We start from the raw sequence: 25,752 nt of genomic DNA, 5'->3' as shown, positions 1-25,752 counted from the left end.
CGGGGCGCGGGCCCGCCCCGCGATAGGTTGGGCCCGACCGTGCGGCGAGTGACCGCGCGCCACGTCTGCAGGAGGCCCGTCATCACCACGCCGATCACCCCCGCCAGCTGGTCCCACGCGGAGGCGTTCGTCCCCGAGGACGACGTCCTGGCCGCGGCCCGCGCCCGCGCCGAGGAGGTCGGGGTGGTGCCGATCAGCCCCGGCGGCGGCGCCTCGCTGCGCTTCCTGGCCTCGGTCCTCGAGGCCCGCGCGGTCGTCGAGATCGGCACCGGCACCGGGGTCTCCGGCCTGTGGCTGCTGCGCGGCATGCGTGGTGACGGGGTGCTGACCACCGTCGACATCGAGGCCGAGCACCAGCGCCTGGCCCGCCAGTCCTTCACCGAGGCCGGCGTCGCCTCGCAGCGCGCCCGCACCATCTCGGGCTCGGCGCTCGACGTGCTGCCGCGCCTGACCGACGGCCACTACGACCTGGTCTTCTGCGACGGCGACAAGCGAGAGTACTCCGCCTACCTCGCCGAGGCGCTGCGCCTGCTGCGCCCCGGCGGCGTGGTGGCCTTCGACAACGCCCTGTGGCACGACCGGGTCGCCGACCCCGCGCAGCGCGACGAGGAGACGGTGGCGATCCGTGAGCTCGGGCGCACCGTGGCCGCGCACGAGGGCCTGCTCTCGGTGCTGCTGCCCGTCGGCGACGGCCTGCTGTGCGCCAAGAAGGTGTGGAGCCCCGACGACGAGGACTGACCTCGCCGCGCCCGGCCTGCTCGGAACTGCGCGGGCCTGCTCGGGCCTCAGCCCTCGTCGCGCGCGACGGGGCTGAAGCCGTCCCAGCCCTCGGCGACCGCGAGGACGTCGCAGGGCTCGATCAGCACCGGGGCGCTGCCGATGATCGCCGAGCCCGGGGCGTCGGCGGCGCCGGCGGTGAAGCTCTCCTCGAACGCGGCGCGGGCCTCGTCGCTGGCGAAGACGTAGACGCCCTCGAACCACTCCCCCGCCCGCATCCGCCAGGTCTTGAACTGCAGGCCCGACATGCCGGTGAACTTCGCGTGCGAGGTGCCCTCGACGTACGCCGCGAGCTCGGCCTCGACGCCCTCCGGCGCCTCGGCGAGCGACCAGCGCACGGTCAGGCCCTTCACGAGGCGTCCCCCTGGGCGCCGACCCCGGCCAGCGGGTCCTCGGAGCCCAGCCAGGCCAGCAGCGCGCGGGCGCCGAAGCCGGTCGGGCCGGCGCTCCACTCGTCGACGTCGACCGGCGAGTCGCCGACCGAGGCCACGTCGAGGTGGGCCCAGGGCACGTCGCCGGTGAAGTGGCGCAGGAAGAGCGCCGCGGTGATGGCGCCCGGACCGCCGCCGGCGTTGTCGGCGTCGGCGACCTCGGAGGCGATGCGCTCCTCGTAGACGTCGGCCAGCGGCATCCGCCACAGGGTCTCGCCGGAGGTCTCGCCGGCCGCGGCGATGTGGGCGGCCAGCGCCTCGTCGTCGGCGAAGAAGCCGCCGGTGCGCAGCCCCAGGGCGACCTTCATCGCCCCGGTCAGGGTGGCGACGTCGACGATGGCGGCGGGGTCGAGCTGGGCGACGCCGTAGGCCAGCGCGTCGGCCATGACCAGGCGGCCCTCGGCGTCGGTGTTGGTCACCTCGGAGGTGCGCCCGCCGTAGTGGCGCACCACGTCGCCGGGGCGCATCGCGCTGCCGGAGACGGCGTTCTCGGCGGCCGCCACCAGCCCGACGACGCGCACCGGGCAGCCGACGGCACGCAGCGCCGCCATCGTGGCGATGACCACGGCGCCGCCGGTCATGTCGCGCTTCATCGTGGCCATGCCCTCGGCGGGCTTGATCGACAGGCCGCCGGTGTCGAAGGTGATGCCCTTGCCGACCAGCACCACCGTCGGGGTCTTCCTGGTGACGCGGGCCGGGGTGTAGTCGAGGCGGATCAGGCGCGGCGGGCTGGCCGAGGCCTGCCCGACGCCCAGGATGCCGCCGCAGCCCTCGGCGGCCAGCCGCTCCTCGTCCCACACCTCGACCTCGAGGCCGGCGCGGGTGGCGGTCTCGACGGCCTGCGCGGCCAGCCAGGCGGGGTTCTTGAGGTTCGAGGGGACGGTCGCCAGCAGGCGGGCCTGCCAGCCCGCCCCGGCCACGGCGAGCGCTCGCGCGAGCACCGCGCGGTGGGCCTCGGTGTCGCCGACACCGGCGAGGACCGCGCGTGCCACCGGGCGCTGCTCGGGCTCGCGGCCCGACCAGCGGAAGCCGAAGGAGCCGAGCACCAGGCCGACGACGAACGCCTCGAGACCGGCCTCGAGCCCCTCGGGGCCCGCGACGGCCGGCACCGAGGTGGCGACCGCGTCACGGTTGCGCACCGCCCGCGCCAGCGCCGCGCCGGCGCGGCGCAGGTCGACGGGGCGCTGCTGGCCGACGCCGACGAGCAGCACCCAGCGCAGCTCGGCGTTGTCGGGCCCGCCCAGCGGCACCGGCACCCGGGTGACCTCGCCGGCCGCGCCGGTGGCCTCCTCGAGCTCGAGCACCGCGAGCAGGTCGAGACCGAGCTGGTCGGAGAGCTCGGCCGCGCCGGGGCCCAGCACCGGGCCGGTGCTGGTGTCGTCCTCGGCGGGCAGCACCGGGACGGCCACCACGTCGACGCCCAGGACGGCGTCCGGCCCGAGGTCGCTGAGCGCGACGTCGGGCGGGGTGACCTGGGGTGCCAGGCCGGGGGCCAGCTGGTGAGGGAGCGGGGCGGCGGGGGTCTGGGGCATCGAGGGGAGCAGCCGGCTCAGCCGACGACGCCCTTGAGGGCGTCCCCGAGAGCGGTGGCCTCGTCAGCGTTGAGCTCCACGACGAGGCGGCCTCCACCCTCGAGCGGGACGCGCATCACGATGCCGCGCCCTTCCTTGGTGACCTCCAGCGGACCGTCGCCCGTCCGCGGCTTCATCGCCGCCATCCGGCACCTCTTCCATTCGTGCGTGCAGGGGTGCGCACCCGAGGACCCGGGAGGCACGTGAGTGCCTAGTATCCCCCATCCCCCTGGTGATAGGCACCACAGGGTCGGGCAGACTCGGCGCATGACCTCCCAGAGCGCCCCCGCGACCGTGCTGCTCGACGTCTCCGGCGGCGTCGCGACCATCACCCTGAACCGTCCCGAGGCGATGAACAGCCTCGACATCGCCACCAAGGTGCAGCTGCTCGACGCGCTGCGCCGCGTGGGCGAGGACGACGCGGTGCGCTGCGTCGTCATCACCGGCACCGGCCGCTCGTTCTGCACCGGCCAGGACCTCAAGGAGCACATCTCGCTGCTCGAGAACGGCGGCAGCGACGCGCTCTTCACCACCGTCGACGAGCACTACAACCCGATCGTCACCGCGATCGCCGACCTCGACAAGCCGGTCGTCGCGGCCGTCAACGGGGTCGCGGCCGGCGCCGGCGCGAGCATCGCGATGGCCTGCGACCTGCGGGTGCTCGCCGAGGGGGCCGGCTTCAACCTCGCCTTCGCCGGCGTCGCGCTCTCCTGCGACACCGGCGCCTCGGTGCACCTGCCCCAGCTGGTCGGGCGCGCCAAGGCGATGGAGCTGCTCTACTTCCCCCGCACCGTGCCGGCCCAGGAGGCCCTCGAGCTCGGCCTGGCCACCGCGGTGGTGCCCGCCGACGAGTTCGCGGGCGAGATCGAGGCGCTGGCCACCCGCCTCGCGGCCGGCCCGACCCTGGCCTTCGGCTCGATGCGCCGCTCGGTGGCGTACGCCGCCACCCACGACCTCGCCGAGTCGCTGGCCTTCGAGAGCGAGCAGATGACCCGCACCGGCGCGACCGCCGACCACCGCGCCGCGGTCGAGGCGTTCGTGGCCAAGCAGCGCCCGCAGTTCGAGGGCCGCTGACGCAGGTCGCTCAGACCACGGCCGACCAGTAGGCCCAGGTGAAGACGGCGACCCCGACGACCATCCCGACGTGCGCCAGCACCGAGAGGCCGGGACCGGTCGACCAGGAGTCCTCGGTGCCGGCCTGGGCGTGCTTGCCCTTCGAGGGCAGCCAGCGCGCGAGGATCAGCAGGCCCACCAGCGCCACGACCCACCACAGGCCCAGCGCCACGACGCCCAGCAGCGACCCGCCGAGCGCGGTGTCGGCGGGGGCGACGAGGAAGGTCAGCCACAGCACCAGCGCCAGGGCACCGGCCCCGGTGTGCGCCGCCAGCCAGCGCCGCCCGACGTCGGCGCGCCGGGCGGCGCCGTCGCTGCGGCCCAGACGGGCACGGGTGAGCACGACCACCACCGCCGCGAGGGCGGTGAGCACGTAGACGACGACCTGGGAGGACACCCGCGTGAGTGTGCCCTACGGCTCGTGGCGCGCGCCACGCTCCCCGTCGACCTCGCCGACCCCGTCGGCTCCGCCGACCCCGTCGACCCCGGCGGCCTCCAGCTGGGCGGCCACCCGGTCGAGCAGGGCGTCGACCTCCGACATCCGGTAGCCCCGGAAGGCCAGCGAGAACCGCACCCGGCGCAGGTCGTCACCCCGCAGCGTGCCCGCCGGCACGCTGACGTCGGGGCGGTCGTCGTACGTCGGCGCGAGCGGGGTGCCGCGCCCGGCGGCGACCATCGCGATCGCACCCATCACCAGCACCAGCAGGATCGCGAAGAACCACATCATCGCTCGATCATCGCTCGGCCCCTTCCTGGGCGGCCACGACGTGGCGCACCGCCTCCTCGACGTCGTCGGTCACGTGGATCAGGTCGAGGTCGCCCTGCGAGATCTTGCCGTCGGCCAGCACGGTGTCGCGCATCCAGTCCAGCAGCCCGCTCCAGTAGTCGACGCCGACCAGCACGATCGGGAAGCGGGTGACCTTGCGGGTCTGCACCAGCGTGATCGCCTCGAAGAGCTCGTCGAGGGTGCCCACGCCGCCGGGCAGCACCACGAAGCCCTGGGAGTACTTCACGAACATCGTCTTGCGCACGAAGAAGTAGCGGAAGTTGATGCCGACGTCGACCCACTCGTTGAGCCCGGCCTCGAAGGGCAGCTCGATCCCGAGCCCGACGGAGGTGCCGCCGGCGTCGCAGGCGCCCTTGTTGGCGGCCTCCATCGCGCCCGGCCCGCCGCCGGTGATGACCGCGAAGCCGGCCTCGACCAGCAGCCGACCCACCTGCTCGCCCTGCGCGTACGACGGGTGGTCGGGCGGGGTGCGCGCGGAGCCGAAGACCGCGATCGCGGGCCCCAGCTCGGCCAGCGCGCCGAAGCCCTCGACGAACTCGGCCTGGATACGCATCACACGCCACGGATCGGCATGCAGCCACTCCGACCCGCCCTGCGAGTCGAGGAGCCGCTGGTCGGTGGTGGTGGTCTCCTCGGTGCGGGTGAAGACCGGGCCCTTGAAGCGCCCGCGCAGCCTCGACACCTCAGGCCCCCGCCCGCTCGGCGCCGCCGGTGAGCCAGGCGCGCAGCGCGCGCTCGCAGTGCTCGATCTCGGCGACCGGCACGTGCTCGTCGGCCTTGTGGGCGAAGAGCGGGTCGCCGGGGCCGTAGTTGACCGCCGGGACGCCCAGCGCGGTGAAGCGCGCGACGTCGGTCCAGCCGAACTTGGGGGCGACCTGCCCGCCGACCGCCGCGACGAACTCCTTGGCCGCGGGCCGGTCGAGCCCGGGCATCGCGGGCAGCGCCGAGGTCGGTGAGCGTGACGTCGTACCCCTCGAAGACCTCGCGGACGAACGCCTCGGCCTCGTCGGTGGAGCGGTCGGGGGCGAAGCGGAAGTTGACCTCCACGACGCACTCGTCGGGGACCACGTGCCGGCGACGCCGCCGCGGATGGCGACCGCGTTGAGGCCCTCGTGGTACTCCAGGCCGTCGATGACCGGGCGGCGGGCCTCGTAGGCGTTGAGCCGGGCCAGCACGTCGGCGGCGCCGTGGATGGCGTTGACGCCCTTCCAGGAGCGGGCGGAGTGGGCGCGCTCGCCGGTGGTGCGCACGTCGACGCGCAGGGTGCCCTGGCAGCCGGCCTCGACGCCCGCGTTGGAGGGCTCCATCAGGATCGCGAAGTCGGCCTCGAGCAGGTCGGGGCGCTGCTCGGCGACCTTCTTCAGCCCGTTGTGCTCCTCCTCGATCTCCTCGGCCTCGTAGAGCACGAACGTCACGTCGCGCACCGGCTCGCGCACGGTGGCGGCCAGGCGCAGGATCACCGCGTCTCCGCCCTTCATGTCGCAGGTGCCGAGCCCGTGCAGGAGGCCGGCCCCTTCGTCGAGACGGCTGGGAAAGTTGCCGTTGACCGGGACCGTGTCGAGGTGGCCGGCCAGCACCACCCGTTCGCCGCGGCCCAGGTCGGTGCGGGCCACGACGGTGTGGCCGATCCGGGTCACGCTCAGGTGGCCCAGCGCCTCCAGCGCCGCCTGCACCGCGTCGGCGATGCGCTGCTCGTCGCGGCTGACCGACTCGATGTCGCACAGCTGGCGGGTCAGGGTCACCACGTCGGCGTCGAGGTCGAGCACCGGGGTCGCGTCGCTCGTCGTACGCGCGTCAGGGCTGGTCATGGGGCCCATCCAACCAGCCGCTCCCCCGCCCCGGGGTGGGTGCGCGCCGCCGACCCCGAAGGTTCATCGGGTACCCGATGGAACTGGCGCCACCACACCGAAGGTTCATGTAGGTGCCGCGAGTTCCATCGGGTACCCGATGAAACTCCCGCTACCCCCGAACTGCAACACGTTCTAGTGTGGCACGCATGCGCAACGGCCTCGTCCTGTTCACCTCCGACCGCGGCATCACCCCCGCACGTCTGGCGGCGGCCGCGGAGGAGCGCGGCTTCGACACCTTCTACGTGCCCGAGCACACCCACATCCCCGTACGCCGCGACGCCGCCCACCCCGGCACCGGCGACGCGACGCTCCCCGACGACCGCTACACCCGCACCCTCGACCCGTGGATCTCGCTGGCCACCGCGGCCGCGGTCACCAGCCGCATCCGCCTCTCCACGGCGGTGGCGCTGCCGGTGGAGTCCGACCCGATCACCCTGGCCAAGCAGGTCGCGACCCTCGACCACCTCTCGGGCGGGCGGGTCGAGATCGGGGCCGGCTTCGGCTGGAACACCGACGAGCTGGCCGACCACGGGGTGCCGGCCGACCGGCGCCGCACCGTGCTCAAGGAGTACGTCGAGGCGATGCGCGCGCTGTGGACCCAGGAGGAGGCCGCCTACGACGGCGAGTTCGTCTCGTTCGGGCCGAGCTGGGCCTGGCCCAAGCCGGCGCGCCACGTGCCGCTGGTCATCGGCGCCGGCGCCGGGCCCAGGACGTTCGCCTGGATCGCCCGGCACGCCGACGGCTGGATGACCACCCCGCAGCAGCGAGACATCACCGACCAGATCGGGGCGCTGCAGCGGGCCTGGAGCGAGGCGGGGCGCGAGGGCCGGCCCGACGTACGGGTCCTGATCGCCTTCAAACCCGACCCCGACGACCTGGCCGCGTGGGCGGAGGCGGGGGCGACCGAGCTGATCTGGGGCGTGCCCGACAAGGAGCCCGACGAGGTGCTCGCCAGCCTCGACCGGCTGGCCGCGCGCCTGGGGCTGGCCCCCGAGCCGCTGCTCGGCTAGACCGGCCGGGCCGGGGCGAACCCCCCATCTGAGGGAGTGCCCTCGCCGCGGGACCCGCCTAGCGTGGTGGGACCGGCGAAGGAGCCGCCCATGACGATCAGCACCGACCTGGCCGAGCGCACCCTGCACGGCGTACGCCGCTTCTGCGAGGCGGCGGGCGTCGAGACCGACCTGCTGGCCGGGGTCGCGGCCCGGGTCAAGCCCGTCGTCGGGTGGGACACCGGGGTCTTCTTCACCACCGACCCCGCGACGACGCTCTTCACCGACGCCTGCGTCGACGGCTTCGGGCTCGACACGTGCGCGCCGTGGTTCCACCACGAGATCAACGTCGACGACGTCAACCTCTTCCGCGACCTCGCCGGCACCGGCCGGGTCGCGCTGCTCTCCCGCTCCTGCACCGACCCGGTCGCCGACAGCGCGCGGCACCGCGAGGTGATGCGCCCGCAGGGTCTCGACGCCGAGGTGCGCCTGACCGCCGACGACCCGAGTGGCACGTGGGGGGCGATCGAGGTGCACCGCGAGAGCGGCGCCCGCGACTTCGGCGACGACGAGCTCGCGCTGCTGGCCGCACTGGGACCGGTCGTGGCCCGCGGCATCCGCCGCCAGGCGCTGGCCCGGGCCTGCCTCGAGGGGGCGGGGGTGAGCACGCCCGGCCTGGTGCACCTGACCCGCGACGGGCAGGTGCGGCCCGGCACCGAGGCCGGCGCGGCCTGGCTCGAGCTGCTCGCGCCGGGCGAGCAGCAGGACGTGCACTCGGCGCTGCTGACGATGACGGCGCTGCTGCGCGGCCCCGGCGACGTGACACGGGTCCGCGCCCGCGCCGCCGACGGGCGCTGGGTCACCCTGCACGCCTCGCGCGCCTGGGGCAGCGACGACGCGGTGGTCATCATCGAGCCCGCGGGCCCCTCCGACGTCGCCGACCTGCTGGCCCGGGCCCACGGCCTGACGCCCCGCGAGCGCGAGGTGGCGCTGGGCCTGGCCCGTGGCGAGTCCACGGCGCAGCTCGCCGAGCGTGGGCGTCTCCCCGCACACCGTGCGCGACCACCTCAAGAACGTCTTCCGCAAGACCGGCACCACCAGCCGCACCGAGCTCGTCTCCCACCTGTTCTCGCAGTGGTACGCCGAGCGCCTCTTCCACCACTAGCGAAGGAGAACGCGATGACCCTGCAGACCCCGATGATCCTCGGCCCCGGCGAGGGCGAGCACTGGCACTTCCTCAACACGCTGCAGACCCTGCAGGTCGACGGCAAGCGCAGCGACGGCGCGATGACGGCGCTCGTCTTCGAGGGACCGCGCGGCTTCGGGCCGCCGCTGCACAGCCACGACGTCGAGGACGAGCTGTTCCACGTGCTGTCCGGCGAGATCCGCTTCACCACCGGCGACATCAGCGAGGTGGTCGGCGAGGGCGGCACCGTGTTCCTGCCCAAGCAGCAGGCGCACCAGTTCCAGGTGCTGTCGACGACCGCGAAGGTCTTCCAGGTCTCGACCCCGGCGCAGTTCGACGACTTCGTGCGCACCCTCGGCACCCCGGCCGACCGCGCCGAGATCCCGGAGCCGACCGAGGTCGACCCCGAGAAGGTCGCCCAGGTCTGCGCCCAGTTCCAGATCCAGCTGCTGGGCCCGCCCCCGCCGCCGCTCGACTGAGCGACGCGGGCCGGGCGTCTGCCCGGCCCGCGCCCTCAGGTCACTTGCGCTTCTTCACCACCACGACGATCGGCTGCTCGACCGCTTGGGTCAGCTGGTCACCGGTGTAGGCAACCACCAGGTCGTAGGTGCCGGGCGCCATCTTGGCGAGCCGGACCTTGGCTCGACCTCGCGGGTTGAGGGACTTGCTGCCAAGGACTTCCTGCCCCATCCGGACCTCGACCGTGCCGCTGGGGTCGACCTCGCCGGCCTGGACGGTCGCCACGATCCGCGGCTTCTTGGGGAAGCGGAGCTTCGACGCCTTGAACACCTCGGCCTCCATCTTCGGCGCGACCTTGGCCACCGTCACCGGGGCTGCGGAGGCCTGACCGTCCTGGTAGCCGTGACGGCTTGCCGTGACGACCGCGGAGACCTGTCGACCGATGTCGGCACGGGTCACCTTGTAGGACAGGTTGGTGGCGCCGGGGACGTCGACCCCGTCGCGCTGCCACTGGTAGCTGTAGCTGAGCCGGTCAAGGGACCACTCGCCGCGGCTGAGGTGCAGCACCTTGCCCAGCTGCGGGAGACCCGAGATGGCCGGCATCTCGGTTGCCCCGGGGTTGGGCGCCTCGGCCACGGTGGCAGCGCCGGACGTGGCCACACCGTCGGCGTGGCCAGGCTTCGTCGCGGTCACGACCAGGGAGATCACCTTGCCGAGGTCCGACTCCCGTAGCGCCAGGGAGTCACCGGTCTGCCCCGGCATGGGCTTGCCGTCGGCCATCCATGCGTACGAGAAGTCGAGACCCGCCAGGTCCCAGGCGCCCGGCACTGCGGTGATCACCTGGTCCACAGCGACAAGGCCCTCGATCGAGGGGGCCGTGGCAGCAACAGCCGCATCCCCCTCGTCCACGAGGACCGGGTCGGCCTGCGCGGAGCCACTCGGGGCGCCGACGGGGTGCGCGGTCACGAGCGCCGTCACCTGCTTGCCGACATCGGCCAGACCGGTGGTGTAGGTGGGAGCCGTGGCACCCGAGATCGCTGCGCCTTGACGCAACCACTGGTAGGAGTAGGAGTCGATCCGCTGGTCCCACTCACCGTCGGAGACGCTGAGGGTCTCACCGAACTTCGGCGTGCCGGAGATGGCAGGCCGCACGGTGGCGCCCGGAGCCTCGACAGCGGGGCCGCCTCCACCGCCCCCGTTGTTGTTGCCGGCGATCTGCACGGTGGACACGCTGAAGGGCTGCGACTGCCCGTTCGGCACGGACTCGCCCGACACCATCGCCTGCCACGTGCCGGCCACAGGGGCCTGGACGGTGACGGTCTCGGAGGACTGGCCCTTCGAGACGCTCACCCCCGGTCCCGCACTGTCACGGCTGAACTGGGCACCCGTCGGGTCCACCAGCGTCAGCTTCAGGTCCGTGGCCGCGGCTCGGGCCGAGCGAGGGCTGTTACCGGGGCCCGTCGGGGCGAAGGCGTAGTTCACCGTGACCGAGATCTGACCCGTGGTGGGGTCGACAACGATCTGGATGATGCTGGTCTGGCCCTGCGCGACCGCACCCGACGGGTCGCACTGCGACTCGTCGTAGGTGCCGCCGCCGATCTCGCTGCGGATCTGCCCGAAGATGCACACCAGCTGCGTCGAGTCGTTCAGCGGGATGAACCGACCTGAGGTCTGGTCAGCGATCCCCCTCAGGAGGGTCTCATCGGTCGACGACCCCAGGGCGATCGCGTACACGGGCCAGCCCGCGTCTGCGAAGCAGGTGGCCTCGTCGGCGTAGGAACCGTCACCATCGGTCAGGAAGATGCCTGCGCGCATGGTCGCGGTCGCGTTCGCCAGGGAGTCGCAGCCAGCCTGGAGGCCGGCGCCGAGGTCGGTCCCACCGTCGCTGTCCACGGAGTCGATGGCGGCCTCGAGCGTGCCACGGTTGGCTTCGACGGCAACCGGGTCCTGGACGGACTGGACGATCGAGTCGAAGTCGACGACACCGACCTCGTCATCGGGCAGGGACACGCCCAGATAGGTCCTCGCACCGTCCTTGCGCAAGTCGTCCGGGTCGTTCCACGACATCGATCCTGATGAGTCGATGATCAAGGTCGTGGCGGTGTTGCCGGGACCGGGAACAGCCTCGGCGCTCCCGACCGTGAGTGCGGATAGTGACATCGCCCCCATGGCCGCAGCTGCGGCCAAGGTCGACGCTCTGCGAACGATCATTGCTGGTTGCCTTTGCTCTGAGGTGAAGGGAGCAGCAAAGGTAAAACCGGTGGGTCGTGTTCCGAGGCAGCTTGACGCCCTCCTACGCGGAAGGTCCAGACCAGCACCCCTATAACGCCCAGAACCGCGACTGAGGGTCACCTCTTCGGCCGCTGAACAATAGTTATTGCGCCCTATTGACGGGGGCCGCCAGTCGACCCACTCCTACCTGCCCCGCCCCCGCCGCCGCTCGACTGAGCGGCCGGACGAGGGGCGGGCAGCGCAGGCCGGCCTCAGGCCTTCGCGACCGCCACGGTCGCCTTCTCGCCCTCCCCCACGGTCACCGGCGTGCCCGGGTGGTCGACGTTCGAGGTGACCTCGTACGCCGTCGCCAGGGTCTCGCCGGTGATCAGCTCGCGGTGCGTCGACGCGGCCGCCTGCACGGCCTCCGAGCCGGCGATCGTCAGCACGATCCGGTCGGAGACCTCGAAGCCGGCGTCACGGCGGGCCTGCTGGACCGCGCGCACCAGGTCGCGGGCCAGGCCCTCGGCGGCCAGCTCGTCGGTGACCACGGTGTCGAGCACCACGAAGCCGCCGCCGGGCAGCATCCCGATCGCGTCGGTGTCGTCGGCCGAGCCGGCGACGGTCTCGAGGGTGTACTCGCCCTCGAGCAGCGCCAGGCCGCCCGCGGTCACGGTGCCGTCCTCGGCCACCGACCAGTCGCCCGACTTCGAGCCCTTGATCGCCTGCTGCACGTCCTTGCCGAGCCGGGGCCCGGCGGCGCGCGCGTTGACGCTCAGCCGCTGCGAGACGCCGTACGACGCCGCCTCGGGCGCGTCGGCGCCCAGCAGGCGCACCGACCGGACGTTGACCTCGTCGGCCACGATCGACTCGAAGCCCTCGAGCGCCGCGGGGTCGGCGACGACCACGGTCAGCCCGGCCAGCGGCAGGCGGTTGCGCAGCGAACGGGCCTTGCGCAGCGCCGAGGTGGCCGAGCAGACCTCGCGCACCTGGTCCATCGCCGCGACCAGCGCGTCGTCCGCGGGCAGCTCGCCGGCGGTGGGCCAGTCGGTCAGGTGCACCGACCGCTCGCCGGTCAGCCCGCGCCAGATCTCCTCGGTGGCCAGCGGCATCAGCGGCGCGGTGACCCGGCAGACCGTCTCGAGCACCGTGTAGAGGGTGTCGAACGGGGCGGAGTCGTCGGCGTCCCAGAACCGCTCGCGCGAGCGGCGGATGTACCAGTTGGTCAGCACGTCGAGGAACGAGCGGGTCGCGTCGCAGGCGTCGGCGACGGCGTACGAGTCGAGCGCGGTGGTCATCTGCTCGACGTACTGGCCGCACTTGGCCAGCAGGTAGCGGTCGAGGCGGTCGGTCGACGCGGTCGAGGCCTGCGCGTCGACGGAGCCGGCGTTGGCGTAGAGCTGGAAGAAGTACCAGCTGTTCCACAGCGGGATCAGCACCTGGCGCACCGAGTCGCGGATGCCCTGCTCGGTGACCACGAGGTTGCCGCCGCGCAGGATCGGGCTCGACATCAGGAACCAGCGCATCGCGTCGGCGCCGTCGCGGTCGAAGACCTCGCGCACGTCGGGGTAGTTGCGCAGGCTCTTGGACATCTTGTTGCCGTCGGAGCCCAGCACGATGCCGTGGCTGATGCAGTTCTCGAAGGCCGGCTTGTCGAAGAGCGCGGTGGCCAGGATGTGCAGCGTGTAGAACCAGCCGCGGGTCTGGCCGATGTACTCGACGATGAAGTCGGCCGGGAAGTGGCCGGGGTGGCCGTCGGTGCCGCTGAACCACTCGGCGTTCTCGAACGGGTAGTGCACCTGCGCGTAGGACATCGACCCGGAGTCGAACCACACGTCGAGCACGTCGGGGACCCGGCGCATCATCGACTTCCCCGTGGGGTCGTCGGGGTTCGGGCGCACCAGCTCGTCGACGAAGGGGCGGTGCAGGTCGGGCTCGCCGGCATGGTTGCGCGGCAGGTCGCCGAAGTCGCGCTCGATGTCGGCGAAGGAGCCGTAGACGTCGAGGCGCGGGTACGCCGGGTCGTCGCTCTTCCACACCGGCACCGGGGAGCCCCAGAAGCGGTTGCGGGTGATCGACCAGTCGCGGGCGTTCTCCAGCCAGCGGCCGAACTGGCCGTCCTGGATGTGGTCGGGCACCCAGTTGATCTGCTGGTTCAGCTCGAGCATCCGCTGCTTGATCGCGGTGACCTCGACGAACCACGACGAGACGCCCTTGTAGATCAGCGGCTCGCGGCAGCGCCAGCAGTGCGGGTAGGAGTGGTCGTAGGTCTCGCGGCGCAGCAGGATCGTGCCGGGCGTGACCGCGCCCGCCTGCTCGCCGCGAGTCGTGGACTTGAGGTGGTCGATGATGTGCAGGTTGGCGTCGAAGACCTGCATGCCGGCGTAGTCGTCCACGGGGTGGGTGAAGCGGCCGTCCTTGCCGACCGGCATCACCGCCTCGATGCCCTCGCGGTCGGTGACCTCCTTGTCGATCTCACCGAAGGCGCCGGCGGTGTGCACCAGCCCGGTGCCGTCGGTGGTGGTGACGGCGTCGTCGGCGGCGACCACGCGGAAGGCGTTGGCGTGACCCAGGAAGTAGGAGAACGGCGGGGTGTAGGTGCGCCCGACCAGGTCGGCGCCGCGGTAGCGGCCCAGCACCTCGATGTCGTCGGTCGAGCCCAGCTCCTTGGCGTACGACGCCAGCCGGGCCTCGGCGAGCAGGTAGCGCGCCGTGGTGTCGGTGCCGGGCACGGCGGCCTCGACGACGACGTACTCGATCTCGGAGCCGACCATCACCGCAAGGTTGGAGGTCAGGGTCCACGGGGTCGTGGTCCAGATCAGCAGGTGCGCGTCGTCGAGGACCTCGTCCTCACCGGTCGCGTCGAGCGCGTAGCCGACGGTGACCGCGGGGTCCTGGCGGTTCTGGTAGACGTCGTCGTCCATCCGCAGCTCGTGGTTCGACAGCGGCGTCTCGTCGTTCCAGCAGTAGGGCAGCACCCGGAAGCCCTCGTAGACCAGGCCCTTCTCGTGCAGCTGCGAGAACGCCCACATGACCGACTCCATGTAGTCGGGGTTCATGGTGCGGTAGTCGTTGTCGAAGTCGACCCAGCGCGCCTGGCGGGTCACGTAGTCGCGCCACTCGCCGGTGTAGGTCATCACCGACTCGCGGCAGGCGTCGTTGAACTTGTCGATGCCCATCTCGACGATCTCGTCGGTGGTCTTGATGCCGTTGAGGCGCATCGCCTCGAGCTCGGCTGGCAGGCCGTGGGTGTCCCAGCCGAAGCGGCGCTCGACGCGGCGTCCGCGCATCGTCTGGTAGCGCGGGATCAGGTCCTTGACGTAGCCGGTGAGCAGGTGGCCGTAGTGCGGCAGCCCGTTGGCGAACGGCGGGCCGTCGTAGAAGACGAACTCGTTCTCGCCGTGCTCGCCCGCGTCGCGCTGGTCGATGCTCGCCTGGAAGGTGCCGTCGGCGGCCCAGTAGGCCAGCACCCGCTCCTCGATCTCGGGGAAGCGCGGGCTCGACGGGACGGCGCTGGCGCCGCTGGGGTCGGTGGAGACCTTCGGGTAGGTCACGGCTGCTCCTGGGGTACGTCGGTCGTCGGGGCTGACTGCCACGAGGACGACTCCCCTGCCGGGGTCCGCGGTACCACCTCGCTTGCTCCCGCGGGTGCTGCTGCGGGGGCCGCTCGTTGCTGGCTGTGACGGGCCCACCCGTCCGGTTCTACTCACCCGAGGGCTTTCTTCCGGAGGCTCGCCGCTGATGACGGCTCAGACGCCTGTGCCCCGATCGTACGCCGCCGCACCGATCAACCGCGCCTCCGGGAGGACATGTCAGAGAAACTTGACACCATGGCGCGCCGGGCCTGATGCTGGAGGTGTCAAAGAACTCTGACATCAGGAGACGTGCCGCCATGCCCTCGACCACCGCTCCCCACCCGGCCCGACCGTGGCTGCTCGCCACCGCGCCGGCCCTGGTCCTGGCTGCCGGCGTCGGCGCCGTCGCCGCCCGGGTCCGTGACGACGCCCCCGCCGAGGTCTCCTTCACCGTCTTCGCCGTGATGACCTTCGGGTGCTTCCTGGCCCTGGGGGCGGTCCTCCTCGACCGCACCGAGCGCCCCGAGCAGCACGAGGACTCCATCGAGTCCCAGTGGGCCCGCTCCGCCAGCAGCGGCGCCTTCTACGACCTGGTCGTCGCCCTGGGCGTGGTCACCTTCCTCACCGCCCTCCTCGACGCCGGCCACGTGCCGCTGTGGCCCTTCGTGGTCCTCGGCCTCGGCGACCTGTCCGTGCGCCTGGTCGTCCTGCAGCGTCGCGAGGGCTGATGGACAACCACCTCAGGGCGATGCGCGAGCGGGCCGGCCTGTCGCAGAGCGAGTGCGCGACGGCGCTCGGCGTCTCGCGCCAGACCGTGATCTCGATCGAGAAGGGCCACTTCGACCCCCGCCTGTCGCTGGCCTTCCGGATCAGCCGGCTCTTCGACACCCCCGTCGACGAGATCTTCGCCCCCGACGACCCCACCCCCTGACCCGGCCCATTTCTCGCACCGACCCGGCCCGGATCTCGCGTCGACCCGGCCCGAACCTCCCGTCGTGCGGCAGGCTGCTGCGCATGACCTCCCACCACGGCATGTTCGTGCCGGCCGACGAGGACCCGCGCGGCGACACCGGCAGCAGCCGGGGTGAGCGGGGCTGCGTGACCGGCTACCTCGAGGCCTACCGCCACACCATCGCCATGAAGTGCCAGGGCCTGTCCCCCACCCAGCTCGCCACGGCCTCGGTGCCCCCGTCGGCGATCTCCCTGCTCGGGCTGGTGCGCCACCTGGCCCGGGTCGAGCACCACTGGGCCCGGCGGGTCCTCGAGGGCCGCGGCGACCTCCCCCGCCTCTTCGACGAGCCGGGCGACGACGCCGGCTTCACGCTCCCCGGCGCCACCGAGGAGACCGACGAGACCACGGTGCACGAGGCGTTCGAGCTCTGGCGCGGCGAGTGCGCGTACGCCGACGGGGTGGTCGCGACTGCCTCCCTCGACGACCTCGTCAGCGTCGGTGACGAGCGGATCGAGGTCCGCGACGTGCTGGTGCACCTCGTCGAGGAGTACGCCCGCCACGCCGGCCACGCCGACCTCGTCCGGGAGTGCCTCGACGGCCGCACCGGTCAGTGACCCGGCCGTCTCAGTGCGGCTCGAGCCAGGCCAGCACCCGCTGCGCCGCCTCGTCGGCGGTGAGCCCGGCGTTGTCGAGGCGCAGGTGCTCGACGTCGGCGAGCAGCTCGTCGGCGAGCGTCGGGTCGGCGGGGTCGGTGTTCATCCGCAGCCGGCGGTCGACGTCGCGCACGTGCGCGTCCGACCAGGCGAGGTCGGCCTTCGAGGGCTTGGCGGCGATCCGGTCGGCGCCGGAGTTGCGGGCCAGCCTGGTCTCGAGGTCGGCGTACAGCTCGACCCAGCGCACCGGGAGCCCCGCCTCGCGGAAGGGCGCGATCATCTGCCGCACCAGGTCGGCGTCCGCGGGGTCGTCGACACCCCAGACCAGGGTGAAGACCAGCTTGAGCCCGTGCTCGGCGGCCTCCTCGAGCACCCGGCGCCGGAACTCGAGGGTGAGCTGCTCGAAGGCGGGCGTGCCGTGCCCGAAGACCTCCAGCAGCGGCTCGACCGTGTGGTGGTTGTGGAAGAGGCGGTAGTCGCTGCGCGCGCAGATCGCACGCCCCACCGTCATCTTGCCGACCGCCGGCGGTCCGGTGATCAGCAGCAGCTCACCCGTCATGCCCGGACCGTACGCCGTCGGCGCGGCGCGGCCGAGCGGTTTTGCGCCGGGTCAGCGGGAGATCTGGGACGGGTCGACGCGAGATCTGGGCCGTGTCAGCGCAGCGAGAGGACGTCGTCGGGCACCACGGTCAGCCCGTGGGCGCGGGCGGCGTCGAGGAGGCGGTGGCGCACGTCGGAGTGCACGGCCGAGGGCAGCTCCTCGAGCACGAGGCGGCGCACCGCGCCGTGGCGGAAGGCAGGGGTGCCGTCGGGGGTGTGCACCACCAGGCCCGACTCGACGGCGCGGGCGAGCGCGGCCGGGCCGACGGCGTCCTCGACCACCCCGGCCGGGATGTGCGGGCCGGCGACGGCCGCGACCCCGACGGCCAGCAGGGCCAGCGGGTCGAGCGCCGCGAGGCGGCGGTGCACCGAGGCCGGCAGCGCGTGGGCGAGGCGGGGGGCCAGGTCGGTGGGGTCGCCGGCGGCGCCGGCGGCGGCGAACTCGGCGCGCAGGCCCGGCTCGTCGAGCAGCGCGCGGAGCACGCCGGGGTTGCCGGCGCTGGCGCGGTGGTAGGCCGAGACCAGGCCGGAGGCGCCCTCGAGCCGCTCCCCCAGAGCGTCGCCGACCACGTCGGCGACGCCCGCCCGCTCCAGGCAGGCCAGGTCGATGAGGGTGCAGTCGCGCTCGTCGGAGATCTCGGGCACGTCGTCGTGGGCGCCGACCAGCAGCGGCGCGCGCGAGCGGTGGCACCGGCGCGCCACCTCGGCGCGCTGCGCGGGGTCACAGAGGTCGGCGTCGTCGAGCACCACCAGCACCTTGTCGCGCCCCGCGAGCATCGGCTCGAGGTCGTCGACCAGGTCGAGGGGCGAGGCGGCCCAGGGCCGCGGGCGCAGCCTGCTCACCCGCACCCCCTCGACGGCGGCGCGCCGGGCGGCCTCCTGCAGCATCGTGCTCACCCCGACGCCGGGGCGCCCGCGCACCACCACCGCGGGGCGCACCTCGCGCACACGACCTCGAGGATCGCCAGCTCGCGGTTGCGCCCGCGGACCAGCGGGGAGACGGGGGTGCCGGGACGCGCTGCGGAGGCCATCAGACGATCCCTCCGGTCGGCGTACGGCGCGTGGCGCCGGCCCGCTCCCCCCGAGCAGGTCCTCCCAGCGTAGGCGCCGCGCAGCGCTGTGCCAACGCCCCCGGGGGCGTCCCACCGCAGGGAGGGGGTCGCCGAGCGTCGGCGGGCTTTCCTAGGGTGGGGTCGTGACCGCCACCAACGAGCCCACGACCACCACTCCCGCCCGCACCACCGGGCCCGCCTGGGGCCACGGCCTGGCCACCGTCACCGGCGACGGCACGGTCCTCGACGTGTGGTTCCCGCAGCCGCGGCTCGGGTCGCGCCCGGACGTGGAGGAGCCCGCTCCCAAGGTCCTGGTGGACCTCGAGGGCAGCGACCACGCCCGCGGCGTGCGCCGCGAGGTCGTCCTCGTCGAGATCGCCGACCTGCAGCAGCCCCCGGCCGACACCGCCGACGTGTGGCTGCGCCTGCACCTGCTCTCGCACCGGCTCGTGCGCCCCCACGGCATCTCGATGGACGGCGTCTTCGGCAAGCTCACCAACGTCGTGTGGACCTCCGCCGGGCCGTGCGCGGTCGCCGACTTCGAGATGGCCCGGGCCCGGATGAAGGCCGGCGGCACCCACGTGGCGGTCTACGGCATCGACAAGTTCCCCCGGATGACCGACTACGTCGCCCCCGCGGGCGTGCGGATCGCCGACGCCGACCGGGTGCGCCTGGGCGCCCACCTGGCCGAGGGCACCACGGTCATGCACGAGGGCTTCGTGAACTTCAACGCCGGCACCCTGGGCTCCTCGATGGTCGAGGGCCGCATCTCGGCGGGCGTCGTGGTCGGCGAGGGCAGCGACATCGGTGGCGGCGCCTCGATCATGGGCACCCTGTCCGGCGGCGGCACCGCGGTCATCTCGATCGGCGAGCGCTGCCTGCTGGGCGCCAACGCCGGCATCGGCATCTCGCTGGGCGACGACTGCGTCGTCGAGGCCGGCTGCTACGTCACCGCCGGCACCAAGGTCACGATGACCGACCCCGAGGGCGGCGAGCCCCGGGTGGTCAAGGCCGCCGAGCTGTCCGGCGCCTCCAACGTGCTCTTCCGCCGCAACTCGGTCACCGGGGCCGTCGAGGCCGTGGCGTGGAAGGGCGAGGGCATCGCCCTCAACGCCGACCTGCACGCCAACTGAGCGAGCCGGCGGTCGGCGCCGGGCCCCGCCTCAGCGTCCTCTTGGGGTCGTCACGGACGATGTCCCCATGAGGAAGGTCGTCCCCGCCGTCGCGATCACCCTGGCTCTGGCCGGGGTGATCGCGCTCGGCGTCTGGGCGGTGGTCGACCGGGTCGGCGGTGTCTTCACCAGCCGCACCTGCACCGCCACGGTCGACGGCCTCGAGGTCCAGCTCAGCGCCGAGCAGGCCGAGAACGCCGGGCTGATCGCGGCGATCGGCGTACGCCGCGGGCTGCCGGCGCGCGCGGTGTCGATCGCGCTGGCCACCGCCTACCAGGAGTCGAAGATCCTCAACCTCGACTCCGGTGACCGCGACTCCCTGGGCATCTTCCAGCAGCGGCCCTCGCAGGGCTGGGGCACCGAGGCGCAGCTGCAGGACCCGGTCTACGCCACCAACGCCTTCTACGACGCCCTGCTCGACGTCGAGGGCTACCGCGAGATGGAGGTGACCGAGGCGGCGCAGGCGGTGCAGCGCTCGGGCTTCCCCAACGCCTACGCCGACCACGAGGCCGACGCCCGGGTGCTGGCCTCGGCGCTGACCGGCAACTCCCCCGCCGCGCTGCACTGCGAGGTGCCCGGCGACGTCGAGGCCTCCGACTCCGACCTGCGCGACGTCGGGCTGACCTTCCGGGCCAACCAGGTGCGCAAGGAGGTCACCGCGGTCTTCGGGGAGCTGCCGCTGGGCGGCTTCGCCCCCGGCGGCGTCAGCACCGGGCACAGCGAGGGCTCGGCCCACTACGACGGCCGGGCCGTCGACATCTTCGTGCGCCCGGTCTCGGATGCCAACAAGGTGCGCGGCTGGGCGATCTCGCACTACCTGGTCAGCCAGGCCGAGCGGCTCGCGATCGCAACGATCATCTTCGACGACAAGATCTGGACCGCTCGCCGCTCGGCCCAGGGCTGGCGCGAGTACGACGTCGACACCTCGGGCGTGGCCGAGTCGACGGCCGAGATCCTCGAGCACCGCGAGCACGTGCACGTCGACGTCTTCGCCTGAGGCGGCGGCCCCCGGCCGGGCCCACCACGGCTCAGTCGTCGGCGGTCTCCTGGGTGGCCCCGCGCGACAGGCGCAGCCGGCGCCCGCGGGCGACGTCCTCCTCGTGCTTCTCGTCGGCCTTCTCGATGCCGGTGGTGTCGCGCGCCGGCAGCTGCACCGACTCCTCGGCGGCGATGCCGGCCTGCAGCTCGCGCCCGCGCTCGAGCTCGGCGTCGAGCTCGGCGCCGAAGAGCAGCGCGAGGTTGGTGATCCACAGCCACAGCAGGAAGACCACGGCGCCGGCCAGCGAGCCGTAGGTCTTGTTGTAGCTGCCGAAGTTGGCGACGTAGAAGCCGAAGGCGGCCGAGGCCACGATCCAGGTGACGATCGCGAGGACGGCGCCGAGGCTGATCCACCGGAACTTGGGCTGCTCCACGTTGGGCGTCGCCCAGTAGAGGATCGCCACGATCAGCACCACGACCAGCAGCAGCACCGGCCACTTGGCAATGCTCCAGACGGTCACGACGCTCGAGCCGAGCCCGATCGCCTCGCCCACGGCCTCGGCGGCCGGGCCGGTCAGCACCAGCGCCACCATCACCAGCGCGGCGAGCAGCACCATCACCAGGGTCACCAGCAGCATGACCGGGCGCAGCTTCCAGACCGGGCGGCCCTCGCGGATCTCGTAGATCCGGTTCATCGCGCGGCTGAAGGAGTTGACGTACCCCGAGGCCGACCACAGCGCGGCGAGCAGACCGGCCACCAGCGCGAACCCCGATCCCTCGGCCTGAGCCAGCGACATCAGGGTCGGCTCGATCGTCTCGACCGCGGTGCCGGCGCCGACGTCGAGCAGGATCTGCAGCAGCGTGGTGACGGTCTCGCGCGGGTCGCCGACCAGGCCGACGAGCGAGAGCAGCGCCAGTGCGGCCGGGAAGAGCGCGAGCACCCCGTAGTAGGTCAGCGCGGCGGCCAGGTCGGTGCACTGGTCCTTGCCGAACTCGCGGCCGGTCTTGCGCAGCACGTACTTCCACGACGGTGCGGTGACGTCACCCGGTGAGTCGGGCTTGAGGTCGCTGTCGGGGTCCGGGGCGACCCCCTCGCGCCCGGGGCCCTTCCGCGGCTCGCCCCCGTCCCGGTCGTCGGCCGGTACGTCGTGCAGCTCGACGCGTCGCGTCCGCGAGCCTGCGACGTAGCCCAGCGCCGCGCCGGCCACGAGCCCGGCCGCACCCTTGCGCCGCCCGTCACCGCCCGTCGCCCCGCCCGTCACTCCTGTCACGTCCTTCGCAGTCCTACCCATTCCGCCGAAGGTAGGCGCAACCCTCGTCGAGGGGCACCTCCCTGAGGGGTGGTCGGGGGGACCCCGGGGACACCATCCGGGGTATTCCCGATGACGCGCGGCACCGACCGCTGCCAGACTCGGCGCATGGCCCAGCCCACCGCCGCGCAGCCGCCCACGCTCGCGGCCAGCGCCCACGACCTGACCAAGGTGTACGGCGCCGACGAGGCGCAGGTGCGCGCGCTCGACGGCGTCAGCGTCGACCTGCACCGCGGCGAGTTCACCGCCATCATGGGGCCCTCCGGCTCCGGCAAGTCGACCCTGATGCACTGCCTGGCGGCGCTCGACACCCCCACCAGCGGCGAGGTCGTCGTCGACGGCACGGCGTTGGCCGGGCTCAAGGACAAGGACCTCACCACGCTGCGGCGCGAGAAGGTCGGCTTCGTCTTCCAGGCCTTCAACCTGATCCCGACCCTGACCGCGCGCGAGAACATCCTGCTGCCGCTCGACCTGGCGGGGCGCAAGCCCGACCAGGACTGGTACGACGCCGTCGTCGACGCGGTGGGGCTGCGCCCGCGCCTGGGGCACCGTCCCAGCGAGATGTCGGGGGGTCAGCAGCAGCGGGTGGCGTGCGCCCGGGCCCTGGTGAGCCGGCCCGCGATCGTCTTCGCCGACGAGCCGACCGGCAACCTCGACTCCACCAGCTCCGCCGAGGTGCTGGGCTTCCTGCGCCGCAGCGTCGACGAGCTCGCGCAGACGGTCGTGATGGTCACCCACGACCCGGTGGCGGCGTCGTACACCGACCGGATCCTGTTCCTGGCCGACGGGCGCATCGTCGACGAGCTGCGCGAGCCCGACCGCGAGTCGGTGCTCGAGCGGATGGGCCGGCTGCAGCGCCCGGCCGTGCCGCACCAGGCGGGCTGAGCCGTGTGGCGACTGACCTGGCGCAGCCTGCTGGCGCGCAAGGCGCGGCTGGCGATGAGCACCCTGGCGATCGTGCTCGGCATCGGCTTCCTGGGCGGGGTGCTGACCTTCAGCAGCGGCCTGTCCACGACCTTCACCGGCATCATCGAGGGCTCGACGTCCGATGCGGTGGTGCGCCCCGCGGGCGCCGCGTCGTTCGAGGCGGTGGGGGCCGGCTCGACGGCCACCGTCTCCCCTGCCGAGGTCGCGGCACTCGACGCGCTGCCCGAGGTGGCGCGCGCCGACGGCAGCGTCGACGGCCTGGGCCTCTACGTGCTCGACCCCGACGACAAGCTCGTGGGCACCGGCGGTGCACCCACCCTGGCCTTCAACTACGCGGCGAGCCCCAACATGGCCGGCGAGCCGATCCTGGTCCTCGACGGCGGCCGCTGGCCCGAGGCCGACGACGAGATCGCGCTCGACACCGCGGCCGTCGAGAACGCCGGCTACGAGCTGGGCGACCAGGTCACCGTCATCCCGCCGGGGGTCGACGGCTCGGGTCCGGTCACCCGGGAGCTCGAGCTGGTCGGCCTGGCCGGCTTCAACGGCGGCGCCGGCACCGCCGGCAGCACCCTCGTGATCTTCTCCACCGACGGCGCGCAGGCCATGTTCCTGGGCGGCGAGGACGTCTTCACGTCGGTGACGCTGACCGCCGCCGCAGGAGTCACCCAGGCCGAGCTGGTCGAGGCCGCCGGCAGGGTGCTGCCCACGGGCTTCGAGGCGGTCACCGGGGACGAGGTGGCCGAGGAGTCGCAGTCGTCGGTCGGGGAGTTCCTCGGCTTCATCGACATCTTCCTGGGCACCTTCGCGGTGATCGCCGTCATCGTCGGCGGGTTCATCATCGCCAACACCTTCTCCATCCTGGTCGCGCAGCGGGTGCGCGAGCTGGCGCTGCTGCGCGCCCTGGGCGCCAGCCGGGTGCAGGTACGCCGCTCGGTGCTGCTCGAGGCGGGGCTCACCGCCCTGGTCGGGTCCACGCTCGGCCTGGTGCTGGGCCTGGGCCTCGCCCGTGGCCTGGCCGCGCTCTTCGGCAGCTTCGGCCTGGAGATCAACGGCGCGGTGCTGACCCTGACGCCCGGCACGGTCGCGGCGGCGTACGCCGTCGGGCTGGGCGTGACACTGCTGTCGGCGTACCTGCCGGCGCGGCGCGCCTCGCGGGTGGCGCCGGTCGCGGCGATGCGCGAGGACACCGGCGCCCCCGAGCAGGGCCTGGGCCGGCGCACCGCCGTCGGTGTGGTGCTGCTGGTGCTGGGCGCGGGCGCAGCCGGGGCCGGCGTGGTCGGCGCCCCCGGCAACGACGCGCTGTGGATCGGGGCGGGCGCGGTGGTGTGGGTGCTGACCGCGGCCGCGATCAGCCCGGTGCTGGGTCGCCCGGTGCTGCTCGGCGCGCGGCGGCTCTTCAGCGCCGTCTTCGGCACCACCGGTCGTCTGGCCGGCGACAACGCGCTGCGCAACCCGCGGCGCACCGGCGCGACCGCCTCTGCGCTGATGATCGGGCTGACCCTGGTCTCGGCGGTCGGGGTCCTGGCCGCGTCGATGGCGGCCTCGACCGACAAGCTCGTCGACGACCAGTTCGAGGCCGACTTCCTGGTGCAGTCACCGGTCTTCGGCAGCTTCCCGGTGGCCATCGGCGACCAGATGGCCGCGGTGGACGGGGTGGCGGTGCTGGCGCGCCAGCAGGGCGTGCTGGCCACCGTCGGCGGCGACGACGAGCCGACGTACATCGTGGCCTCCGACGACGCCTTCGGCGACGTCTACGACCTGGGCGTCACCGAGGGCGCGGCGCAGCCGGGTGCAGGCCAGGCCGTGGTCAGCGCCGACACCGCCGCCGAGCGCGACCTCGAGGTCGGCTCGACGCTCGCGCTCGGCTTCCCCGGCGCGGCCCCCGTCGAGGTGGAGGTGGCCGGCATCATCGACGACACCCCCGTGGCCGGGCCGGTCAACGTCGGCTTCGACGTGCTCGAGGAGGCCGGTGTGCGCCGCGTCGACACCACCTTGAGCGTCAACACCGCCGCCGGCTCGTCGCCGACCGAGGTGCAGGCGGTCCAGGACGAGCTCGACGAGATCGTCGCCGACCTGCCGATCGTGGCCGTGCAGGACAAGGAGGAGTTCGCCGACTCCATCACCGCGCAGATCAACCAGCTGCTCTACATCGTCTACGGGCTGCTGGCGCTGTCGGTGGTGATCGCGGTGATCGGCATCGTCAACACCTTGAGCCTGAGCGTCCTCGAGCGGACTCGCGAGATCGGGCTGCTGCGCGCGGTGGGCCTCTCCCGCCCCCGGCTGCGGCGGATGGTCACCCTGGAGTCGGTGACCATCTCGCTTATGGGCGCGGTCCTCGGCCTGGTGCTGGGTCTCGTGATCGGGGTGCTGCTGCAGCGCTCGCTGCGCGAGGACCTCTCCGAGCTGGCGCTGCCCTGGACGAGCCTGGTGGCCTTCCTGGCCGTCGCCGTGGTCTTCGGGGTGCTGGCCGCCATCGTGCCGGCGGTGCGCGCCTCCCGGATGAACGTGCTCGACGCGATCGCGACCGAGTAGACCCCTGACGCCGGCCCGCGCCGCTGGGTCCTTCGGCCCTGGGCTGGGCAGCGGGCCAGGCCTAGCGTGGGGACCCCGCCCCCGGAGGTGCCCCATGACCCACGACCCGTTGCCGCCCGTGCGGCTCTCGGTCGTCCTCGAGGCCGGCTGCCGCACCATCGAGCAGCACATCGACGACTACCTGGCCCGACGCGGCGGCCCCACCGTCGCGGCCCGCCGGCTCGGGGAGGCGGTCGCGGCGCTGCGGGAGCACATCTACGTGCAGGAGGAGCTGGTGTTCCCGCTGCTGCGCGAGGCAGGGATGGAGGGCCCGGTGCACGCCATGTCGCTCGACCACTACCAGCTGTGGGAGACCCTCGACCGGCTCGATGCCGACCTGGCCACGCCCGGCACCCCCGACGTCCGCACCGCGGCGCGGATCCTGCAGGCCGAGCTCGACCGGCACACCTCGACCGAGCGGCCCGTCATCCTCGCCCACGTCGAGGACACGCTCACCGAACGGCAGCAGGCCACGCTCCTGAACCAGCTGAGCCACGCCCACACGCCGCCCGGCTGGACCTGCGCCGACCCCAGCGAGCCGGGCCAGCTGTGATGACCAGGCACGTTGGTCGAGATCGTGTGACGACA

General features: G+C 73.2%; 25 protein-coding genes. 12 read left to right on the top strand and 13 right to left on the bottom strand.

What is annotated here, in order from left to right:
• The first annotated feature begins 39 nt into the window (after positions 1–39).
• Positions 40–738 (top strand): O-methyltransferase, encoded by a 699-nt coding sequence (locus H0S66_RS12420; protein ID WP_476739291.1) that lies wholly within the window; start codon positions 40–42, stop codon positions 736–738.
• A gap of 47 nt (positions 739–785) precedes the next feature.
• Here H0S66_RS12420 and H0S66_RS12415 read toward each other — a convergent pair whose 3' ends face one another.
• Genes H0S66_RS12415 through H0S66_RS12405 form a run of 3 tightly spaced genes read right to left on the bottom strand, consistent with a single transcriptional unit; the run spans position 786 to position 2,925 of the window.
• Entirely contained in the window at positions 786–1,130 is a 345-nt protein-coding gene (locus tag H0S66_RS12415; RefSeq protein ID WP_179615659.1) for a hypothetical protein, read from the bottom strand.
• Positions 1,127–2,740 carry a leucyl aminopeptidase family protein gene (locus H0S66_RS12410; protein ID WP_179615658.1) on the bottom strand — a complete coding sequence of 538 codons (1,614 nt, stop codon included), beginning with the start codon at positions 2,738–2,740 and terminating at the stop codon, positions 1,127–1,129. The genes H0S66_RS12415 and H0S66_RS12410 overlap by 4 nt, the downstream gene beginning before the upstream one ends.
• Before the next feature lie 17 nt (positions 2,741–2,757).
• Positions 2,758–2,925: a DUF3117 domain-containing protein gene (locus tag H0S66_RS12405; protein ID WP_082602897.1), complete on the bottom strand. Its 168-nt coding sequence runs from the start codon at positions 2,923–2,925 to the stop codon at positions 2,758–2,760.
• Between the two features lie 121 nt (positions 2,926–3,046).
• Here H0S66_RS12405 and H0S66_RS12400 point away from each other — a divergent pair, with 121 nt between their 5' ends.
• Positions 3,047–3,853, top strand: coding sequence for an enoyl-CoA hydratase/isomerase family protein (locus H0S66_RS12400; RefSeq protein WP_179615657.1), 807 nt, complete (start codon positions 3,047–3,049; stop codon positions 3,851–3,853).
• Between the two features lie 10 nt (positions 3,854–3,863).
• Here the strand turns inward: H0S66_RS12400 and H0S66_RS12395 are convergent, their stop codons facing one another.
• The 4 genes from H0S66_RS12395 to dapE are packed head-to-tail and all read right to left on the bottom strand — an operon-like array spanning position 3,864 to position 6,487.
• On the bottom strand, positions 3,864–4,289 hold the full coding sequence (locus H0S66_RS12395) for a hypothetical protein (RefSeq protein WP_179615656.1): 426 nt from the start codon (positions 4,287–4,289) through the stop codon (positions 3,864–3,866).
• A gap of 15 nt (positions 4,290–4,304) precedes the next feature.
• Entirely contained in the window at positions 4,305–4,619 is a 315-nt protein-coding gene (locus tag H0S66_RS12390; RefSeq protein WP_246305142.1) for a DivIVA domain-containing protein, read from the bottom strand.
• A gap of 7 nt (positions 4,620–4,626) precedes the next feature.
• Complete coding sequence (locus H0S66_RS12385) at positions 4,627–5,361, bottom strand: LOG family protein (RefSeq protein ID WP_179615655.1); 735 nt, start codon at positions 5,359–5,361, stop codon at positions 4,627–4,629.
• Position 5,362: 1 nt separating this feature from the next.
• The gene (gene dapE, locus H0S66_RS12380) at positions 5,363–6,487 is read right to left on the bottom strand and encodes a succinyl-diaminopimelate desuccinylase (protein ID WP_258016888.1); all 1,125 of its coding nucleotides are present in this window, start codon (positions 6,485–6,487) and stop codon (positions 5,363–5,365) included.
• A gap of 188 nt (positions 6,488–6,675) precedes the next feature.
• On the opposite strand from dapE, the gene H0S66_RS12375 reads away from it, so the two are divergent.
• Positions 6,676–7,539, top strand: a complete 864-nt coding sequence (locus H0S66_RS12375; RefSeq protein WP_179615653.1) for an LLM class F420-dependent oxidoreductase — start codon at positions 6,676–6,678, stop codon at positions 7,537–7,539.
• A 90-nt stretch (positions 7,540–7,629) separates the two neighbouring features.
• Positions 7,630–9,183, top strand: a complete 1,554-nt coding sequence (locus H0S66_RS21125) for a cupin domain-containing protein (RefSeq protein WP_179615652.1) — start codon at positions 7,630–7,632, stop codon at positions 9,181–9,183.
• Between the two features lie 40 nt (positions 9,184–9,223).
• Here H0S66_RS21125 and H0S66_RS12365 read toward each other — a convergent pair whose 3' ends face one another.
• Together H0S66_RS12365 and ileS are read right to left on the bottom strand one after the other, a co-directional pair.
• Entirely contained in the window at positions 9,224–11,230 is a 2,007-nt protein-coding gene (locus H0S66_RS12365) for an Ig-like domain repeat protein (RefSeq protein ID WP_179615651.1), read from the bottom strand.
• Between the two features lie 416 nt (positions 11,231–11,646).
• Positions 11,647–14,928 carry an isoleucine--tRNA ligase gene (ileS, locus tag H0S66_RS12360; protein ID WP_179615650.1) on the bottom strand — a complete coding sequence of 1,094 codons (3,282 nt, stop codon included), beginning with the start codon at positions 14,926–14,928 and terminating at the stop codon, positions 11,647–11,649.
• Between the two features lie 338 nt (positions 14,929–15,266).
• On the opposite strand from ileS, the gene H0S66_RS12355 reads away from it, so the two are divergent.
• From H0S66_RS12355 to H0S66_RS12345, 3 genes are all read left to right on the top strand, one after another.
• Positions 15,267–15,677 carry a hypothetical protein gene (locus H0S66_RS12355; protein ID WP_179615649.1) on the top strand — a complete coding sequence of 137 codons (411 nt, stop codon included), beginning with the start codon at positions 15,267–15,269 and terminating at the stop codon, positions 15,675–15,677.
• Positions 15,677–15,880 (top strand): helix-turn-helix transcriptional regulator, encoded by a 204-nt coding sequence (locus H0S66_RS12350; RefSeq protein ID WP_179615648.1) that lies wholly within the window; start codon positions 15,677–15,679, stop codon positions 15,878–15,880. Before H0S66_RS12355 ends, H0S66_RS12350 begins: the two co-directional genes overlap by 1 nt.
• A gap of 83 nt (positions 15,881–15,963) precedes the next feature.
• Positions 15,964–16,515 (top strand): DinB family protein, encoded by a 552-nt coding sequence (locus H0S66_RS12345; RefSeq protein WP_218876312.1) that lies wholly within the window; start codon positions 15,964–15,966, stop codon positions 16,513–16,515.
• A gap of 10 nt (positions 16,516–16,525) precedes the next feature.
• Here H0S66_RS12345 and H0S66_RS12340 read toward each other — a convergent pair whose 3' ends face one another.
• The 3 genes from H0S66_RS12340 to H0S66_RS12330 all read right to left on the bottom strand — a co-directional run bounded on the left by H0S66_RS12340 (position 16,526) and on the right by H0S66_RS12330 (position 18,185).
• Positions 16,526–17,113, bottom strand: coding sequence for a P-loop nucleotide/nucleoside kinase family protein (locus H0S66_RS12340; protein WP_179615647.1), 588 nt, complete (start codon positions 17,111–17,113; stop codon positions 16,526–16,528).
• A gap of 95 nt (positions 17,114–17,208) precedes the next feature.
• Positions 17,209–18,051, bottom strand: coding sequence for a hypothetical protein (locus H0S66_RS12335; protein WP_180923606.1), 843 nt, complete (start codon positions 18,049–18,051; stop codon positions 17,209–17,211).
• The gene (locus H0S66_RS12330) at positions 18,048–18,185 is read right to left on the bottom strand and encodes a hypothetical protein (protein ID WP_180923604.1); all 138 of its coding nucleotides are present in this window, start codon (positions 18,183–18,185) and stop codon (positions 18,048–18,050) included. Before H0S66_RS12330 ends, H0S66_RS12335 begins: the two co-directional genes overlap by 4 nt.
• A 164-nt stretch (positions 18,186–18,349) precedes the next feature.
• Between H0S66_RS12330 and dapD the strand changes: the two genes are divergently transcribed.
• Together dapD and H0S66_RS12320 are read left to right on the top strand one after the other, a co-directional pair.
• A complete protein-coding gene (gene dapD / locus H0S66_RS12325; RefSeq protein WP_179615645.1) occupies positions 18,350–19,339 on the top strand; it encodes a 2,3,4,5-tetrahydropyridine-2,6-dicarboxylate N-succinyltransferase in 990 nt (329 codons plus the stop codon).
• A 67-nt stretch (positions 19,340–19,406) separates the two neighbouring features.
• Positions 19,407–20,375, top strand: coding sequence for a VldE C-terminal domain-containing protein (locus H0S66_RS12320; protein WP_179615644.1), 969 nt, complete (start codon positions 19,407–19,409; stop codon positions 20,373–20,375).
• Positions 20,376–20,406: 31 nt separating this feature from the next.
• Here H0S66_RS12320 and H0S66_RS12315 read toward each other — a convergent pair whose 3' ends face one another.
• Positions 20,407–21,627, bottom strand: coding sequence for a YihY/virulence factor BrkB family protein (locus H0S66_RS12315; RefSeq protein WP_258016887.1), 1,221 nt, complete (start codon positions 21,625–21,627; stop codon positions 20,407–20,409).
• Positions 21,628–21,774: 147 nt separating this feature from the next.
• Here H0S66_RS12315 and H0S66_RS12310 point away from each other — a divergent pair, with 147 nt between their 5' ends.
• The 3 genes from H0S66_RS12310 to H0S66_RS12300 all read left to right on the top strand — a co-directional run bounded on the left by H0S66_RS12310 (position 21,775) and on the right by H0S66_RS12300 (position 25,717).
• Complete coding sequence (locus H0S66_RS12310; protein WP_218876310.1) at positions 21,775–22,551, top strand: ABC transporter ATP-binding protein; 777 nt, start codon at positions 21,775–21,777, stop codon at positions 22,549–22,551.
• Positions 22,552–22,554: 3 nt separating this feature from the next.
• On the top strand, positions 22,555–25,125 hold the full coding sequence (locus tag H0S66_RS12305) for an ABC transporter permease (protein WP_179615642.1): 2,571 nt from the start codon (positions 22,555–22,557) through the stop codon (positions 25,123–25,125).
• A gap of 94 nt (positions 25,126–25,219) precedes the next feature.
• Positions 25,220–25,717, top strand: a complete 498-nt coding sequence (locus H0S66_RS12300; protein WP_179615641.1) for a hemerythrin domain-containing protein — start codon at positions 25,220–25,222, stop codon at positions 25,715–25,717.
• Positions 25,718–25,752 lie beyond the last annotated feature (35 nt).

Source organism: Nocardioides marinisabuli (genome assembly GCF_013466785.1).
Taxonomy (GTDB): domain Bacteria; phylum Actinomycetota; class Actinomycetes; order Propionibacteriales; family Nocardioidaceae; genus Nocardioides; species Nocardioides marinisabuli.
This window is presented reverse-complemented; position numbering and strand designations above follow the sequence as displayed.

What these genes read in the sequence shown, in the direction of transcription:
- H0S66_RS12340 (WP_179615647.1), bottom strand. Translation starts at nt 17,113, where the DNA reads ATGACGGGTGAGCTGCTGCTGATCACCGGACCGCCGGCGGTCGGCAAG.
- H0S66_RS12310 (WP_218876310.1), top strand. Translation starts at nt 21,775, where the DNA reads ATGGCCCAGCCCACCGCCGCGCAGCCGCCCACGCTCGCGGCCAGCGCC.
- H0S66_RS12320 (WP_179615644.1), top strand. Translation starts at nt 19,407, where the DNA reads ATGAGGAAGGTCGTCCCCGCCGTCGCGATCACCCTGGCTCTGGCCGGG.
- dapE (WP_258016888.1), bottom strand. Translation starts at nt 6,487, where the DNA reads ATGACCAGCCCTGACGCGCGTACGACGAGCGACGCGACCCCGGTGCTC.
- H0S66_RS12375 (WP_179615653.1), top strand. Translation starts at nt 6,676, where the DNA reads ATGCGCAACGGCCTCGTCCTGTTCACCTCCGACCGCGGCATCACCCCC.
- H0S66_RS12330 (WP_180923604.1), bottom strand. Translation starts at nt 18,185, where the DNA reads ATGGCCTCCGCAGCGCGTCCCGGCACCCCCGTCTCCCCGCTGGTCCGC.
- H0S66_RS12355 (WP_179615649.1), top strand. Translation starts at nt 15,267, where the DNA reads ATGCCCTCGACCACCGCTCCCCACCCGGCCCGACCGTGGCTGCTCGCC.
- H0S66_RS12390 (WP_246305142.1), bottom strand. Translation starts at nt 4,619, where the DNA reads ATGATGTGGTTCTTCGCGATCCTGCTGGTGCTGGTGATGGGTGCGATC.
- H0S66_RS12345 (WP_218876312.1), top strand. Translation starts at nt 15,964, where the DNA reads ATGACCTCCCACCACGGCATGTTCGTGCCGGCCGACGAGGACCCGCGC.
- H0S66_RS12400 (WP_179615657.1), top strand. Translation starts at nt 3,047, where the DNA reads ATGACCTCCCAGAGCGCCCCCGCGACCGTGCTGCTCGACGTCTCCGGC.
- H0S66_RS12405 (WP_082602897.1), bottom strand. Translation starts at nt 2,925, where the DNA reads ATGGCGGCGATGAAGCCGCGGACGGGCGACGGTCCGCTGGAGGTCACC.
- H0S66_RS12350 (WP_179615648.1), top strand. Translation starts at nt 15,677, where the DNA reads ATGGACAACCACCTCAGGGCGATGCGCGAGCGGGCCGGCCTGTCGCAG.
- H0S66_RS12365 (WP_179615651.1), bottom strand. Translation starts at nt 11,230, where the DNA reads ATGTCGTGGAACGACCCGGACGACTTGCGCAAGGACGGTGCGAGGACC.
- H0S66_RS12410 (WP_179615658.1), bottom strand. Translation starts at nt 2,740, where the DNA reads ATGCCCCAGACCCCCGCCGCCCCGCTCCCTCACCAGCTGGCCCCCGGC.
- H0S66_RS21125 (WP_179615652.1), top strand. Translation starts at nt 7,630, where the DNA reads ATGACGATCAGCACCGACCTGGCCGAGCGCACCCTGCACGGCGTACGC.
- H0S66_RS12300 (WP_179615641.1), top strand. Translation starts at nt 25,220, where the DNA reads ATGACCCACGACCCGTTGCCGCCCGTGCGGCTCTCGGTCGTCCTCGAG.